This window comes from Viridibacillus sp. KH_047 (assembly GCF_057838945.1).
The window spans coordinates 2,932,031-2,947,900 of sequence record NZ_CM174479.1 but is presented as its reverse complement, the minus strand read 5'-3'; the positions used below and the strand labels follow the sequence as shown (position 1 = coordinate 2,947,900).

The 15,870-nt window shown below is 35.6% G+C and carries 12 protein-coding genes and 1 pseudogene; 6 read left to right on the top strand and 7 right to left on the bottom strand.

All coding sequences use genetic code 11. From position 1 onward, the window contains the following. The first annotated feature begins 37 nt into the window (after nt 1–37). Nucleotides 38–1,192, top strand: coding sequence for a PP2C family protein-serine/threonine phosphatase (locus AC3IS5_RS14535; protein WP_489425065.1), 1,155 nt, complete (start codon nt 38–40; stop codon nt 1,190–1,192). Between the two features lie 203 nt (nt 1,193–1,395). Here the strand turns inward: AC3IS5_RS14535 and AC3IS5_RS14530 are convergent, their stop codons facing one another. The 4 genes from AC3IS5_RS14530 to AC3IS5_RS14515 form a co-directional block, all read right to left on the bottom strand. Then, nucleotides 1,396–3,030 carry a b(o/a)3-type cytochrome-c oxidase subunit 1 gene (locus AC3IS5_RS14530; protein ID WP_489427903.1) on the bottom strand — a complete coding sequence of 545 codons (1,635 nt, stop codon included), beginning with the start codon at nt 3,028–3,030 and terminating at the stop codon, nt 1,396–1,398. An 83-nt stretch (nt 3,031–3,113) separates the two neighbouring features. Further along, on the bottom strand, nt 3,114–3,596 hold the full coding sequence (locus AC3IS5_RS14525) for a cytochrome c oxidase subunit II (RefSeq protein ID WP_489425064.1): 483 nt from the start codon (nt 3,594–3,596) through the stop codon (nt 3,114–3,116). 23 nt (nt 3,597–3,619) lie between these two features. Beyond that, complete coding sequence (locus tag AC3IS5_RS14520; protein WP_489425063.1) at nt 3,620–3,742, bottom strand: hypothetical protein; 123 nt, start codon at nt 3,740–3,742, stop codon at nt 3,620–3,622. A gap of 227 nt (nt 3,743–3,969) precedes the next feature. Continuing rightward, nucleotides 3,970–4,428, bottom strand: coding sequence for a chemotaxis protein CheX (locus AC3IS5_RS14515; protein ID WP_489425062.1), 459 nt, complete (start codon nt 4,426–4,428; stop codon nt 3,970–3,972). A 357-nt stretch (nt 4,429–4,785) separates the two neighbouring features. Between AC3IS5_RS14515 and AC3IS5_RS14510 the strand changes: the two genes are divergently transcribed. The 3 genes from AC3IS5_RS14510 (at nt 4,786) to AC3IS5_RS14500 (ending at nt 10,072) form a co-directional block, all read left to right on the top strand. Then, nucleotides 4,786–8,406 (top strand): dynamin family protein, encoded by a 3,621-nt coding sequence (locus AC3IS5_RS14510; protein WP_489425061.1) that lies wholly within the window; start codon nt 4,786–4,788, stop codon nt 8,404–8,406. Beyond that, the gene (locus AC3IS5_RS14505) at nt 8,406–9,227 is read left to right on the top strand and encodes a sulfurtransferase (RefSeq protein ID WP_489425060.1); all 822 of its coding nucleotides are present in this window, start codon (nt 8,406–8,408) and stop codon (nt 9,225–9,227) included. The genes AC3IS5_RS14510 and AC3IS5_RS14505 overlap by 1 nt, the downstream gene beginning before the upstream one ends. A gap of 170 nt (nt 9,228–9,397) precedes the next feature. Beyond that, nucleotides 9,398–10,072 carry a TerC family protein gene (locus AC3IS5_RS14500; protein WP_489425059.1) on the top strand — a complete coding sequence of 225 codons (675 nt, stop codon included), beginning with the start codon at nt 9,398–9,400 and terminating at the stop codon, nt 10,070–10,072. 501 nt (nt 10,073–10,573) lie between these two features. Here the strand turns inward: AC3IS5_RS14500 and pepF are convergent. The 3 genes from pepF to gdhA all read right to left on the bottom strand — a co-directional run bounded on the left by pepF (nt 10,574) and on the right by gdhA (nt 14,766). Next, entirely contained in the window at nt 10,574–12,397 is a 1,824-nt protein-coding gene (pepF, locus tag AC3IS5_RS14495; protein ID WP_489425058.1) for an oligoendopeptidase F, read from the bottom strand. Nucleotides 12,398–12,540: 143 nt separating this feature from the next. Continuing rightward, nucleotides 12,541–13,227 carry a phosphoribosylaminoimidazolesuccinocarboxamide synthase gene (locus tag AC3IS5_RS14490; RefSeq protein WP_489425057.1) on the bottom strand — a complete coding sequence of 229 codons (687 nt, stop codon included), beginning with the start codon at nt 13,225–13,227 and terminating at the stop codon, nt 12,541–12,543. 165 nt (nt 13,228–13,392) lie between these two features. After that, nucleotides 13,393–14,766, bottom strand: a complete 1,374-nt coding sequence (gene gdhA / locus AC3IS5_RS14485) for an NADP-specific glutamate dehydrogenase (protein WP_489425056.1) — start codon at nt 14,764–14,766, stop codon at nt 13,393–13,395. A gap of 195 nt (nt 14,767–14,961) precedes the next feature. Between gdhA and AC3IS5_RS14480 the strand changes: the two genes are divergently transcribed. Then, nucleotides 14,962–15,411, top strand: a complete 450-nt coding sequence (locus AC3IS5_RS14480) for a YaiI/YqxD family protein (protein WP_489425055.1) — start codon at nt 14,962–14,964, stop codon at nt 15,409–15,411. 164 nt (nt 15,412–15,575) lie between these two features. Continuing rightward, a pseudogene (locus AC3IS5_RS14475) lies at nt 15,576–15,870 on the top strand (D-serine ammonia-lyase); the annotation flags it as partial.

Genomic DNA, 15,870 nt, shown 5'->3' with positions numbered 1-15,870 from the left:
GTGGAGTAGGATTCATAAGCTAAAGGGGACTAAAAGAATGACGATTTTAATCGTGGATGATAACCAAGTAAACCTTTTCTTAGTTGAAAATATACTAAAACGCGCAGGGTATAACGATTTCCGTTCACTTTCATCAGCCCAAGAAATGTTTGACTATTTAGGGGCGGATCAAGAATATCCAAAAGAAACAGGAGTAGACATTATACTTCTTGATATTATGATGCCGGAAATGGATGGCATTGAAGCTTGCCGACGCTTGCAGAATATTCCCCATTTGAAGGATATCCCAGTTATTTTTGTGACTGCATTGGAAGACTCGAATAAGGTAGCGGAGGCACTCGGTGTAGGTGGAATAGATTACATAATGAAGCCCATCAATAAAATTGACTTACTTGCTAGAATTCGTGTAGGTCTGCGTTTAAAGTATGAAAAAGATTGGCATAAAGAACAAGATAAAAAGCTAAGAGATGAACTGGATTTATCGATGCAAGTACAAAGTAGTTTATTAAGTGAGCCAATTATCAATGATCAACTAATGATAAAGGCATCATATCTACCTGCAAACAAGCTTGCAGGTGATATGTATTATTGGCAACGGATAGATGAAAATCGATACGGGGTAATTATTTTAGATATGATGGGACACGGTATCTCAGCTTCACTTGTATGTATGTATATTTCTTCTGTTCTGCGAGATGCCATTCGGAAGAATACTGATCCAGAAGCAATTATTGTTGAGTTAAACAGGTGGATGAACATACTTAATAAAAAAGAAAACCCTGTGCATTATTATTTTACAGCTATTTATATGATTATTGATACGAAGGAAAAAACACTAGAGTACGTTAACGCAGGCCACCCACCTGGCTTTGCCTATGTTGATGATGAAAAAGTGGTATCGCTTTCGAAAGGATCTTGTCCAGTTGGTTTTTTTAATGAAATGAAAATAAGTAAAGATATAGTTCATTACAATGAGAGAATTCAACTTCTGATTTTTACGGATGGTGTGATGGAATCTCTTGATAATGAAGAGACTGACGGGTTGGGTGCTATAAAAGAAGCCATTTCGGAGCGCTGGGTAGATTGTGAAGTAATAGAACCAATTGATATTATAATGCCTCAATCATTACAACATGATCAACCGGATGATATGTGTGTTGTTTTAATTCAGGCAGGTAGTCCGTTATGTTAAATTGGTCTTGGTAATATATAAGGGAAAATGGTTTTTATATCTTTGTTAGGTTAAATTAGATTTGTATTTAGATGATTTTATAGATGCTCTATTTATCTGAACTATTTATATAAGAAGCATATAAACCCCCGTAAAGTGGCCTTATGAGTGTCCACTTTACGGGGGTGCTTTTTATCTTTAAAGGGGTATTTGGTTTTATATATTTACCAAAGTTTATATCCCTTAGATCCCAATGGAGCATTTGTAATAATATCGAAGATTGGGAAGGTATACGCGATTAATACTAGTGCAACAAGAATCACTATCCAAAGTTTGAAGTTTTCTAAAATTGCTGGAGTTTTTTCTGCGTTTGGCGCAACTTCAGCTATCGGGAATTCTTCTTGACCTTTAGGTGCGAACCAGCAAAGCTTCACAAAAATATAAAGGAATAACAGAATGCCGATGAATAGAAGAGTGCCACCTACAGCTTGTGCAATTTGATAAGATACCCATGTACTAGCAATATCAGCACCGCCGTAATCAGAGAATGCAGAACGTCGTGGTGCGCCAAGTAAACCAGCTACGTGCATTGCACTTGACATGATTCCCATACCAACTACCCAAACGATTGCTTGAATAATACCTAGCTTATTCATTTCTTTAGTTAATGTACGGCCAGTTAAGTGAGGTACTAACCAATAACAAGCGCCAAAGAAAGTTAGTACAACGGCTGTAGCAACTGTTAAATGAAAGTGACCTGTTACCCAAATTGTATTGTGGATTAACTGGTTCATCTGGTAAGAAGCATTTACGATACCGCCTGCTCCTCCTGGGATGAATACTAACATACCTAGGAAAGGTACAAAGAATCGTGCATCTCCCCAAGGTAATTGTTTCAACCAACCGAATACGCCTTTACCACCTAATGCTCTACCACGTATTTCAAATGTAGCGAATAGAGAAAAAGCAGTTAATAGTGAAGGGATAACAACCATCATAGTTAAAATTACTTGTAAGAATTTCCATGACCCGTCAACACCAGGTTCAGTTAATTGGTGATGAAGACCTACCGGAACTGAGAACAATACAAACATAATAAATGACAAACGAGATAATGCATCAGAGAAAATTTTACCACCGATTACTTTAGGAACAACTACATACCAAATCATATAGGCTGGTAATAACCAGAAGTAAACAAGTGCGTGACCAAATGACCAGAATAGAGTGCGAGATAAGAGAATATCAACACGTTCTACTAAACCTAATGACCATGGAAGTAGTTGGAATAGGACTTCTGAAGCTACACCGATTGTCGCCACGAACCACATAAGATTGTTACAAACGACCATAAATGATAATAAAGGAGAAGTTTGACCTTTATTTTCTTTTCTCCATTGCATCCATCGTAGTGCTTGACCAAGGCCACCAATCCAAGAACCTACAACTACTAGTGTTAAGCCTAAATAGAAAATCCAGTGTGCTTGCAACGGTGCATAGAACGTATAAAGAACGGATGCTTCATTTAATAGCACCATAGCTGATGCCATTGCAGTACCAGCAGTCATAGTCCAGAAACCGATCCAGCAAAGTAGACGTTGTTTTGCTGATAATGCACCTGAAGTACGACTAACAGCAGCAATTTGGAATCCATAAATGAAGAATGTCGTTAAAATTAAACCCAATAAAACACCGTGGACAGTTAGAACTTGGTAATAACCAATGCCCCATGGCAATTTAAATTCGCCAGAACGAACAAGTACTTGTAAAAGACCTGCAGTTCCACCTAATAAAAGGGCAATCATAGCTACATAAATATGAGCCATCGCTATTTTGGAATCTTTACGATCTACTTGCATTAAATCATTAACTTTATTGGAAACCTTCCCAACAATATTTTGTTTATTTACATCTGCTTTGGATTTATTAGCTAATGCTTGACTCATTCTGGTTCCACCACCTTAAGCATAGAATGCATTTGAGCATGACCTACACCACAATACTCATTACAAACGATTAAATATTCGCCAACTTTATCAACTGTTGTTACATATTCTGAAATGTATCCAGGTTCTAACATCATATTAATATTTGTACCAGCAACCTCGAAACCATGAACAACATCCTTTGAAGTTGCGATGAATTTAACTTTAGCACCTACAGGTACTTCTAAAGTTGGAGGATCATAGTAAAATGCTGAAGCAACTACAACGGCTTCGTAATCCCAATCTTTTCCTGCCACTTTATGGACACCTGGTTTATTGAATGGAGCGATTTCATCCACTTTTTCGTAGTTAATCGTATTTTTTGCACTTGGTGGGTGGCTACCGTTATGAAAGGCCATGATACCAGTAATTAATAAGAATACTATAAGTGAGCCAACACCGAATGCGAGCCAATACTTTTCGTATTTATGAAGATGCATAATTTTCCCTTCCTTCTTTCAGATTAAAAGCGATCAAGAAATAGTCCGAAACAAAGACCCCAAACTACAACTATAAAGGCACCTAGTGCCATAACTAAGTAAAAAGTCCCTTTTAAGTCGCCGTCGGAATGATTTTTGTTAGCCATATTGAACCCTCCCTTATCAATTGAATAAATCCTTAATTCCTTGTGTTCATCATATAAAAATAAGCTTTAGTGAGATGTGATAAATATCACACTAAAGCATGTGAAATGTGAATGAAGTGTGAAAAGACATAAAATATTGTAGAAAATTTGAAGGGAAAATGGGTATGCTAATATATTGGGGCAAAAAAAAGCGTCTAGCTCAATTCATTGAACAAGACACTCAAATACTATTCATTTGTATCTATAGTTAATAAGATGATTAGTTTGCCAATGTTATCAATTGTTATATGTAGTTTAAAAGCATGTTGGAAACCGTATAATTTCGTATGCCCGACCATAACAGTTGGAGGTGTAATATCTAAATCCAATTCTTTTTCTGCTGCAAATGTACATAGGTTACCAGCAATCATATTACCGAATTCACCTGTAAAGGATTCTAATATGGCGCCTTCTAATGTCATGCCATACATACCTGCGCCGATTGCACTAAATGTATCAGGTGTTGAATCAATAATGATCCGCCCTCTTAAATCACCAACCATGCCAATTAGCACGCCAATTTCATTTTGTTCGTAAGGATCTGATGTAATAGTTGGAGGTGATACTTGAATTTCATAAGGAATAACTGATTTTAGTGCGTTTATAGTACCGTTCAAGACGGCTTGTATTTGAATAGAAGTACTCATTTAAACACCCCAGTTACGTGACTTTATTTCTATAATAACATGCGAGTTTAAAAAATTGAATTAATACTTGACGAAGAGGATGATTTTCATTATCATTAAGGTAGATGAGAATGATTTTCATATTCATTACATATACTTAACGATCAAATATAAGGGAGCGGTCAAAGTGATATTTGCATTTATTGGAGCTACATTATTAATCTACGGAGCAGTTAGTAAATATGTTTTCACTCAAACAACCGCACATTTAAAATAACGACAAAATCCTCCTGAAATCGGGAGGATTTTTTTTGTTTGTCGTTTTCCTTCTACATGTTAGAATGAGTTTATTACATATAAAAGGAGTTAAAGCCTTTCATGACAGTATTCGATCAGCAACTTCAACAATTATTAAAGCAAACAGCAATGCAATATTTAATTTACAAAAATAACGCAGATGAGGAACGTCTGCAAAAAACGACGCTTTTTGCCAATAAACTATTAAATAAAGAATATATGATTGGCTTTGCTGGTCATTTCTCTGCAGGGAAATCGAGCATGATTAACGCATTAACAGGCGATCAGCTATTACCATCTAGTCCAATACCAACGAGTGCAAACGTTGTTAAAGTACATAAATCTGAAAACGATTACGCAATTGCCTATTTAACAGGACAAGATCCAGTGAAATTCACTGGAGATTATGATATTAAAACAGTCAAAGCCTTCGCTAAAAATGGTGCGCTCGTATCGCAAATTGAAATCGGCCATTCAAAATCGGTGCTACCTGATGGAGTAACAGTAATGGATACTCCAGGAGTAGACTCGACGGATGACGCTCATCGCATGTCAACTGAATCAGCACTTCATTTAGCAGATATCGTGTTTTACGTTATGGACTATAACCATGTTCAATCTGAATTAAATTTTCAATTTACAAAACAATTAATGAAATTCAATCCAAATGTTTATCTAATCGTCAATCAAATAGATAAACACAAAGAAAATGAACTTGATTTTACAGAATTTGAGCAGTCTGTTCATACTTCTTTTGAAAATTGGGGAGTTGTTCCAAGAGGCATCTTCTTTACTTCTCTACGTGAACTTGAGCATCCACATAATGATTTCCAAACAGTTAAAGAAATTGTCATGAGCAGTATGGATGGTTGGCAAGAACAGTTAGTTGAGACAGCTAAAAAGACTTTACAACAATTGAATAAAGAGCATGAAGAATATTTACAAGCCACAAAACAAGAAATCTTCGATACAAATGAAGAAATTCTGCCCTTTTCAGATTGGGAAAATCGCCAAGAGTTAAAAGATCAATACAACAATATCCAGCGTCAATTAGAACTTTACTCTGTTGAGAAATGGAAAAAATCCTTTGAACAACAACGTGAAGAGTTACTCAATAATGCTGGTATTATGCCTTATGAGCTACGTGATAAGCTAAAACTCTACTTAGAAAGTATGCAAGAAGACTTTAAGGTAGGGATGTTCTTCTCCGCAAAGAAAACTGCTGCTGAAAAAGAATTACGTAAAGAAGAGCTTTACAAACTTTATCAGTCGATTATTACATCACAAATCTCAGGTCATATGCTGTCATTGATGAAAAATTCGTTAAAAGATGTTGGAGCACTAACTGATGATGTATCTCTTGAAATTGATACAATTGAATTCAACGTACCCTTTGAAACAATTCAAGATCAAGTGAAAAAAGATGCATTAGCAACTGGTGACGGGTTGTTGAATTTTGCAAACCGTGTATCAGAAGCAACAAAGCGTTGGTTTATTAGAACAACTGATGAATGGAAAGATGACAAGGCAACTTTTGTAGAGCAATTATCTTTTGGCTCTGTTGAACCGTTGAAGAAAAAACAAGAGGTACTTTCTGAAAAAGTAACAGTTATTAAAGAAATCGAGCATGTTGAAGAGCAGGAGCAGTTTTATGAGAAAAAAGCAGCGGCAGCTACAACGGTATTAAATAAGGATGCAGATAATTGTGTTGCAATGTGGACAAAAGAGCATTCAGAAGCATTTGCGCAAATACGATTATTCGACCCTACTATGTTACAACAAGAGGAAGATATTCTTATAGAAGAAAAACCTACTGAAGATGCTGCTGATGTGGAGACTATCCAAACTGCTATTGCAGTCAAGCAAGCATTACATACAGCTAATGCTGTGGCGAATGTACAAGGTTTTAAAGAGGTATCAACTTATCTCAAAAATAAAGTAGAACGTCTTCAGAAAAAGGATTTTACAATTGCGTTATTTGGAGCATTTAGTGCGGGTAAATCATCATTTTCTAATGCGCTAATGGGTCAACAAGTTTTACCTGTTTCACCAAATCCAACGACAGCTGCAATTAATAAAATTCGACCCGTCTCACCAGAGCATCCTCATGAAACGGCAGATGTTCGATTAAAAACAACTGACCAATTACAAGCTGATATTATCTCGTCATACGAGGCGATTGGTATGCACGTGACATCTTTAGAAGAAGCATTCAATAAAGTTACTGAAGGATTGCAAATGGAATTAGAAGATGAGAGATTACATGTCCATAAGTCTTTCATTCGTGCCTTCGCACAAGGATATGAAGAATTTAAAGAGCAGTTAGGAACGACTTTACGTACAAATCGAGAGGATTTTGAAAAGTTTGTCGCAGAAGAAAAACGTAGCTGTTTTGTTGATTCCATTGATTTCTATTTTGATTGTGAATTAACAAGAATGGGTGTTACATTAGTAGATACCCCGGGGGCTGACTCTATTAACGCCCGTCATACAGGTGTTGCATTTGATTATATTAGAAATGCTGATGCCATTCTGTTTATTACGTATTATAATCATGCATTCGCTCGAGCAGATCGTGAATTCTTGATTCAATTAGGTCGTGTAAAAGATGCTTTTGAGCTTGATAAGATGTTCTTCATCGTAAATGCTATTGATCTTGCATCAAATAAGGAAGAAGAGGGAGAAGTTAAAACTTATGTACAGCAAGAGTTGCAACGCTTCGGTATTCGAAAACCCCGATTATTTGGTGTGTCTAGTTTACTTGCATTAAAAGAAAAAGTAGAAAAAAATGATTTTGAATCAGGAATGCTGCCATTTGAAGATGCATTCCACCATTTCCTATCTGAAGAGTTGAGCTCTTTAGCTGTTCAAGCTTTAGTAGAAGAAACGGAGAAAACACAAAACCGTCTCGCTTCACTTATTAAGCAAACTGAAGACAATATGCAACGTAAAGACGAACGACTTGTGGAACTGACGAAACTTGAGCAATTTATTCATACTCGTTTTGAAAAATCAGGTGCAGCCGTTATTAAAAAAGATGTTGAGCAAGAATTATCAGAGCTAATGTACTATGTATTACAGCGAGTTTATTATCGTTTTGCAGATTTTTATAATGAAGCGTATAATCCTGCAACATTCGCAGGTAAATCATCAACAACGGCATTACAATTAGCATTAAAAGAATTATTACAAAGCTTAAGCTTTGATCTAGAACAAGAAATGCGTGTTACAAACTTCCGTATTGCGAAGTTTATCCATAAAAAGATGACTGAGCGTTATATTGAAGATGTAAGAAAATTAAAAGATGTAAATGATAGTTTCTCATTTACGCCATTTGAAACAGAAGAGCCAGCAATACTGGAATTTGTAGGGCCATTTGAACAAACTGCACCGTATGAATCTGTTAAATCTCATTTTAAAAATAATAAAGCATTTTTTGAAAAAGGAGATCGCTTGAAATTAAGAGAAGCATTAGAAGAATTGACTAAACCCGACGCACAACAATATTTGAACACTGAAGCAAAACGTTTAAATAATTGGTCTGAATCACTTATTATTACTGAAGCGGAAAGTTTACGTCATCATTTAAGTGCTCAAGCAACAGAGCAAATTGCAACAGAACGGGAGCTTTTACAAGAAGAAAGCAAGCTTGCTGAATGGAAAAAAATCTACTCATCTTTATTTGAAGGAGTTGTGAAGTAATGGGGAGCGTATTTATTTCTATCAAAGATTTAGACGTGAATAATACTATCTGGATTGATGCGCGTTATAACCTGCAAAATGCAGAAGAAGGACGAAACCTTTATAATCAAGAACACGTTAAAGGTGCAGTATACTGGGATTTAGAAAAAGACCTTTCAGATATGACAAAAGATGAGGGACGTCATCCAATGCCCGACAAAGAACAATTACTGTCGCTGTTTGAAAGAAGTGGTTTACAATATGATACGGACAAAATAATTGCAATCTACGATCAAGGGGCTTCACCCTTTGCAACACGTGCATGGTGGATGCTTCAATATGGTGGGTTTAAAAATGTCAAAATAGTAAAAGAAGGCTACACTGCTATAAAAGAAGTGGGTATTGCTGTTCAATCAGGTGAGGAAGCAGTGTCAACTACTACTCTTAAACCAAGATGGCATGACGACCTTTATGTTAATCGTACAGGTGTCAAAGATATAGTTGATGGGAAAGTAAAAAAAGTACTACTAGATGCGCGTGCTAAAGCGAGATATTTAGGGGAAATAGAGCCATTGGATAAAGTAGCAGGTCATATTCCTGGAGCACGTAATTTTGATTGGGAGCAATTAAAAGCAGATGGAGTATTAACAACAAATCAGAAGCTGCATGATGTTGTACAGCAAGATGAGCAAATTGTTGTTTATTGTGGTAGTGGTGTAACGGCGTCACCATTATTCGCCATTTTAAAAGAAGACGGGTATTCTAACGTACAATTGTATACAGGTAGTTATAGTGATTGGATTACAGAATATGCACCTGAAAAAGGAATTTCAAAGAAATAAGCTAAATAAAAAAGCGAGCAAAATCATGATTTTGCTCGCTTTTTACGCATTCATTACATAATTATCTCCATTTTCACATATGCTAGAGTCTGTCCTATGTTTTTTACTTTTCATTTATTTATATAAGAGTAGAATAGTAAACGATATCTAACTAGAAAGAAGGAGAAAAAATGGATGCAGTTTTCATAACAAAAATCTTATCCATTATTTTACTAGACATTGTCTTAAGTGGTGATAACGCAGTCGTCATTGCATTAGCATGTCGTAACTTACCAAAAAGACAACGGAAAAAAGCCATATTCATTGGTACTGCAGGTGCCATTATTTTACGCGTAGTACTTACATTCGCTGCTGTATGGTTATTACAAATTCCATTAGTTAAATTAGTTGGTGGTCTATTATTATTTTATATTGCACTGGATTTATTAAAATCTGAAGGCGAAGATCCTAACTTAAAAAGTGGTAGCTCAATATTTGCAGCTATCCGCACGATTATCATCGCAGACTTCGTTATGAGTTTAGATAATGTATTAGCAGTAGCTGGTGTTGCAGATGGACATATGGGTTTAGTTATACTTGGACTTGCTGTAAGTATTCCACTCATAGTATTTGGTAGTCAGTTAATCATTAAATTAATGGAAAAATTCCCGATTCTTATTTGGATAGGTGCTTTAATGATTGCTTATACAGCGGGGCATATGATTGTAGCAGACAAGTACGGAGAGCGCTTTGTTGAACAAACATTCCCTCAGATGGCTTATGTCATTCCTGCTGCTAGTATGATTCTATTGGTGGTATGGGGTGTTTGGATAAAAAATCGACAAACAAAATATATTTCTAGATAAGCCTGTATAATAAAATAATTACATAGGCAATAGATGCGACTTTTTAATTTTTATTATTAAGTCGCGTTTTTATTTGCAGAAAACTCCTCTGAAAGAGCATGTTTGATGCAATTTCAAAATCATAATGTAGTCTTGCAATTTGTTCATGTGCACTGGATGCAACGCTTCTTAATAATATTTTTGAGAATGTGGTTTTGAAAGTGCCCTTTGTAACATCCAAAGGTTTGTGTTGACTATAGTTTATCTAAAGTTAGTTTCATAGTTTTTTTGAAACGGCATTTAGGAATTCCTCCTTAAAAAGGCAAACGAACAAACTATGTAAAAATCTATTTATGATTAAATAGTTTTAACAGTAGTAAAGAATCATTGGGGAAATTAATAACAAGTTTTTTGTGTATTCGACATATTATGTAATAATCCTGCGGAAAATTTAGAATATTAGCATAAAAAACTTCCGAAAGACAGTTGGTACTGCCAGTCAGAAGTCGAATGGTGAAGAGATTATTTATCTATAATTATTGCGTCTAGTTCCTCAGTTAGTACTTCTAATTGGTCGATTAAACCACCGATATAAGCAATGGTATTTAACAATGGTTCATCAGTCGTAATATCCACTCCGGCCATTTGAGCAAGCTCAACAGGCGTCTTAGTACCACCAGCTTGTAACACTTTTAACCAGTCTTCAACAGCGGGTTGACCTTCATTTAAAATACGTTGAGATACCTGTGTAGAGATGGTTAAGCCGGCACTATAAGTATATGGATATAAGCCCATATAATAGTGAGGTTGGCGCATCCAAGTTAATTCTGCTCCTTCAGTGATTTCAACTGCATCACCCCAGAAATCTTCCAATACTTCACGTTTTAATTGATTTAATACATTTGCATTTACACTCTCACCTGCGTCAACTTTGTCATACACTTTACGTTGATATGCAGCTTCTAATAAATGTGTAACAAAATTATGGTAATAAGTACGTGAGATAATTGATGCAGTAACCCAACGTTTAAAGCGAGTATCTTCTGCTGTTTTCAATAAGTAATTTGCCATCAACATCTCATTCATCGTAGAAGGAGCCTCGATAAAATAAGTTGAAGGACGACTGTTGAATAATGATTGCTTCTTATGTGCATTGACAAAGTGTCCTGCATGGCCAAGTTCATGAGCTAAAACAAATACTTCGTTCATACGACTAGTCCAAGAGATCAAAATATAAGGATGGAATCCATAAGGACTAGAGCAAAATGCTCCTGTTGATTTCCCTTCATTTTGAGCAAAGTCAATCCAGCGTTCACTGTATGACTTCTCAATCATTTCCATATAATCATCACCCATAACTTTAAGAGCATTTTCAATATAATTCTTTGATTCTTCAACTGTAATCATAGGCTCAAATTCTGGATCTAATGGAATTTTCAAATCAGCAAACGTCATTTTTTCTAAACCATGTACTTTTTGTAACAGCTTTGCATAACGGCGCATATGAGGTGCTAATTCTGTAGTAATTAAATCAATTTGTCGGTTATATAATGTACGGTCGACCTCTTGATCAAATAGTAAGTAATCTGTTACAGATTCATATCCTCTCAATTCCGAAAGGGTTTTTTCAGTCGTGACATGCGTATTATACGTTTTGGCAGTTGTATGTTGATACTCACGAAGTTTTTTTGAAAAAGCTTCAAAAGCTGCACGACGAATATTAACGTCAGATTCTAATTCCCAGTCGCCTTCAAATAAGCTGTAGTTTAATGGGAAAGATTCTCCGTTTGCTGTAAAGTTGTCGAATTTCATATCAACCAGTTTTGTCGTGTTATAAAGCTCGTATGGGGCATCTAAAGAAGAGCTAAGTGCTGCTAATGTTTTTTCGACTTCTGGATGTAACTGATGCGCTTTTTTCTTGATTATTTCTTTAATATAGTTTTCAAATTGAGGAGCAATTGTAGCCGCTTCTTCTAAGATTTCAGTAGATAGTGCTGAAAGATCACTATGTACGAATGATAATTGGCTGCCAATTTTAGAAGCTATTGATCCAAACTTACTTGCACGCATCTGTGCTTCGTCATTCGTTTGATCTACTTCTAATGATAGGCTAGCATATGCACCAAAAGGAACGAATTTCTCATTTAATTTCTCATAGTCTGTCAATACTTGTACGACAGACGAAGAATCAATAATATTACCTGTGTATTTTTGATTAAATAATAGTGCGTCTTTTTCAATTTGAGCAATTCCAGCGTTGTATGTCTCAATTGAATCAATAAGAGGTGATAAGTCCCAAGTTTGTTCGACAGGTATTAAATGACGTGGTGCAAAACTCTTTTTCATTACTAATCTCTCCTTTGAAATTACGAATCTCGAATAATCTTCATTATATTGAAAATATTCGGTAAAGTAAAACAATTCATTATAAATAGTTTATTATGTATTAAAAAAAGCTAGCCAATAGATCGGCTAGCTTTGAAGATTGCTTATTTTGAAAGCATAATTTTTTCAAGTTGAAGTGGTTCAATATAGTCTGAACCTTTGTAAGCGCGCATATTTCCACCAGAAATTTCATCGATTAATAAAATTTCGCCAGTTTCAGCATCGCGACCAAATTCTAATTTAATATCATAAAGTTCCAAACCTTTTTTAGCTAGTTCAGCTTTAACGAAGTTTGAAATTTCTACAGTACGTTGTTTTAAAGTTTCATATTCTTCTAGAGAAAGAATTTGAAGTTCAGCTAATGCATCAGCCGAGATAGGTGGATCTAAACGATCATCATCCTTAATTGTAACTTCAACGAAAGACTCTAGTTTTTGTCCTTCTTCTACATATGCGCCGTAGCGTCGTAAAAAGCTACCAACAGCACGGAAACGGCAAATAACTTCAAGTCCTTTACCAAAGACAGTTGCTGGCTTTACAGTCATTGTCGCATTTTCTATATCAGAAGAAATGAAATGAGTAGGGACTTCAATTGCATTTAACTTTTTATAAAAGAATGTAGTAAGACTTAAACCTGCACGACCTGCACCATCAATTGTTAAGCCAACAGTATTCGCACCCGGATCAAACACACCGTTTTCACCCGTTACATCATCTTTGAATTTTAATAATAGAGGACCATCCTCTAATTGATACACATCTTTTGTTTTTCCTTGATATACAAGTTCCATACATTCAGCCTCCGTTTCATTGCTATTGTAAGTTATTTAGCGTATAAATGATAGTTTTTTTCATAATAAAGGGAAATCTATGTAAAAAAGACGAATATTCATCTGAAAAGCAGTAAACCCATTCGGATTTACTGCTTTGAAGCTTTACTATAGAAAGTGTTAAAATTAAATAACACCTTGAGCAATCATTGCATCTGCTACTTTTAAGAAACCTGCGATATTCGCACCAATTAGTAAATTACCTTCATAACCATATTCTTTTGCAGCATCTACGCTGTTACAATAAATTGACTTCATAATATCATGTAATTTTTCGTCGACTTCTTCAAAAGTCCAGAATATACGCATGCTATTTTGAGCCATTTCAAGAGCTGAAACTGCAACACCGCCTGCATTTGCTGCTTTAGCAGGTGCAAAAAGAATTTTGTTTTCTAGGTAAATTTGAATTGCTTTAAGAGTTGAAGGCATGTTCGCACCTTCACCGACAGCTTTTACACCGTTTGTAACGAGTGTTTTAGCAGATTCTTCATCAATTTCATTTTGTGTAGCACACGGTAGAGCAATGTCACATGGAATTGTCCAAATACCAGAACAACCTTCAGTAAAAGTAGCCTCAGGATGACGTTCCACATATTCTTTAATACGGCCATGCTCAATTTCCTTAATTTGTTTAACAGTATCTAAGTTAATACCGTTTGGATCATAGATATAGCCGTTTGAGTCGCTACATGCTACAACTTTTGCACCTAGTTGTTGTGCTTTTTCAATAGCGTAAACTGAAACGTTACCAGAACCAGAAACTACAACTGTAGCGTCTTGAAATGTAGCATTAATTTCTTTTAGCATTTCTTGAACGAAATAAACTGTACCATAGCCAGTTGCTTCTTTACGTGCTAAACTACCACCAAAGCGCGGCATTTTACCCGTAATAACACCTGCTTCATAAGCACCGCGAATTCTGTTGTACTGACCAAATAGGAAGCCGATTTCTCGAGCTCCTACGCCGATATCACCAGCAGGTACATCAACATCTGGTCCAATATATTTATGTAATTCTGTCATGAATGCTTGACAGAAGCGCATAATTTCAGCATCTGATTTTCCTTTAGGGTCGAAATCCGAGCCACCTTTTGCACCCCCAATAGGTTGGCCAGTTAACGAGTTTTTGAAAATTTGTTCAAAACCTAGGAATTTAATAATACTTTCGTTTACCGATGGATGGAAACGAAGTCCACCTTTGTAAGGTCCAATTGCACTGCTGTATTGTACACGATAACCACGGTTAACTTGTACCTTACCACTATCGTCTACCCATGAAACACGGAATTTTACTACACGTTCTGGTTCGGTGATGCGTTCTAATAGACTTGCCGCCATTAATTCAGGACGTTTAGCAAAAACAGGAGTTAATGAATAAATGATTTCTTTAACAGCTTGTAAAAACTCAGGCTCATGTGAGTGGAGTTTTTTCAAATTGTTAAACACATCATCGATATACTGTGTTGCATTTTGCTGTGATTCTGTTGTAATTGTGACCATTGTGAATACCCCCCAGTAATATTTGACCTATTATAATATAGTAGCTCTATTTTTCTGATAATTCAATATTATAATTTTTATAAATATTCATTAAAACCGAATTATTATACATTTAAACGGTATCAAAAATGATAATTTTGAATTATTATATAAGTTTTAATAGTTTGTAAATAAAATGTAAATGAGGTTATAAATGTGACTAGAATCTTGATAGATGCAGATGGCTGTCCAGTTGTAGATTTAATAATAAAAATAGCGAAGGAATTCCAATTGAAAGTAACCATTTTTTGTGATACTGCTCATCAAATTGAACGAGAAGGTGCGGATACGGTCATGGTATCGAAAGGGAGCGATGCCGTTGATTTTGTACTAGTTAACCGCTTACAAAAAGGTGACATAGTAGTTACTCAAGATTATGGTTTGGCAGCTATGGTATTGGCAAAATCGGGTTATGCTATTGATCAAAATGGAAGAAATTACACATCGAGTAATATAGAACAATTACTTTTCACACGACATTTAGGTCAGAAAATAAGGCAAGCTGGTGGTAGAACTAAGGGGCCAAAAAAACGTTCCAAAGAGGCTAATTTGGAATTTGCCGAAGCTTTCCGCCGTTTATGCAAAGAAATTTTGACAAAATCGTGAACTTGGAGGAAATGAAAATGATTTCAATTGAATTTGATAATTTGGTGAATGCTTTTCCGCAATTAAAGAGGGGTAAAACACTTCAAGAAATACTTTAGTTAAACGAAAAATTCAGCCCACATTCTGAGTTGAGTAATACTGATTATGAAATAGGGTGAGATGCTATTGATGGAAAACTACTATTAAAATGCGATAATGCATTGCCTATTTCAGGTTCGATTAAAGCGCGTGGAAGCATTTAAGAAGTTTTAAAGCATGCAGAAAAAATAGCTTTAGAAGTAGGTTTTCTGACGATAGAAGATTCATACGTATTGCTCACTTCTGAAGAGGCACATGCACTGTTGTCAAAATATTCTATTGCCGTCGGATCTCCGGGGAATTTAGGGCTGAGTATTGACATCAAAACTCGGCTTTCAAGTAACTGTACATATGTCAGCTGACGCTAAAATGATGGAAAAA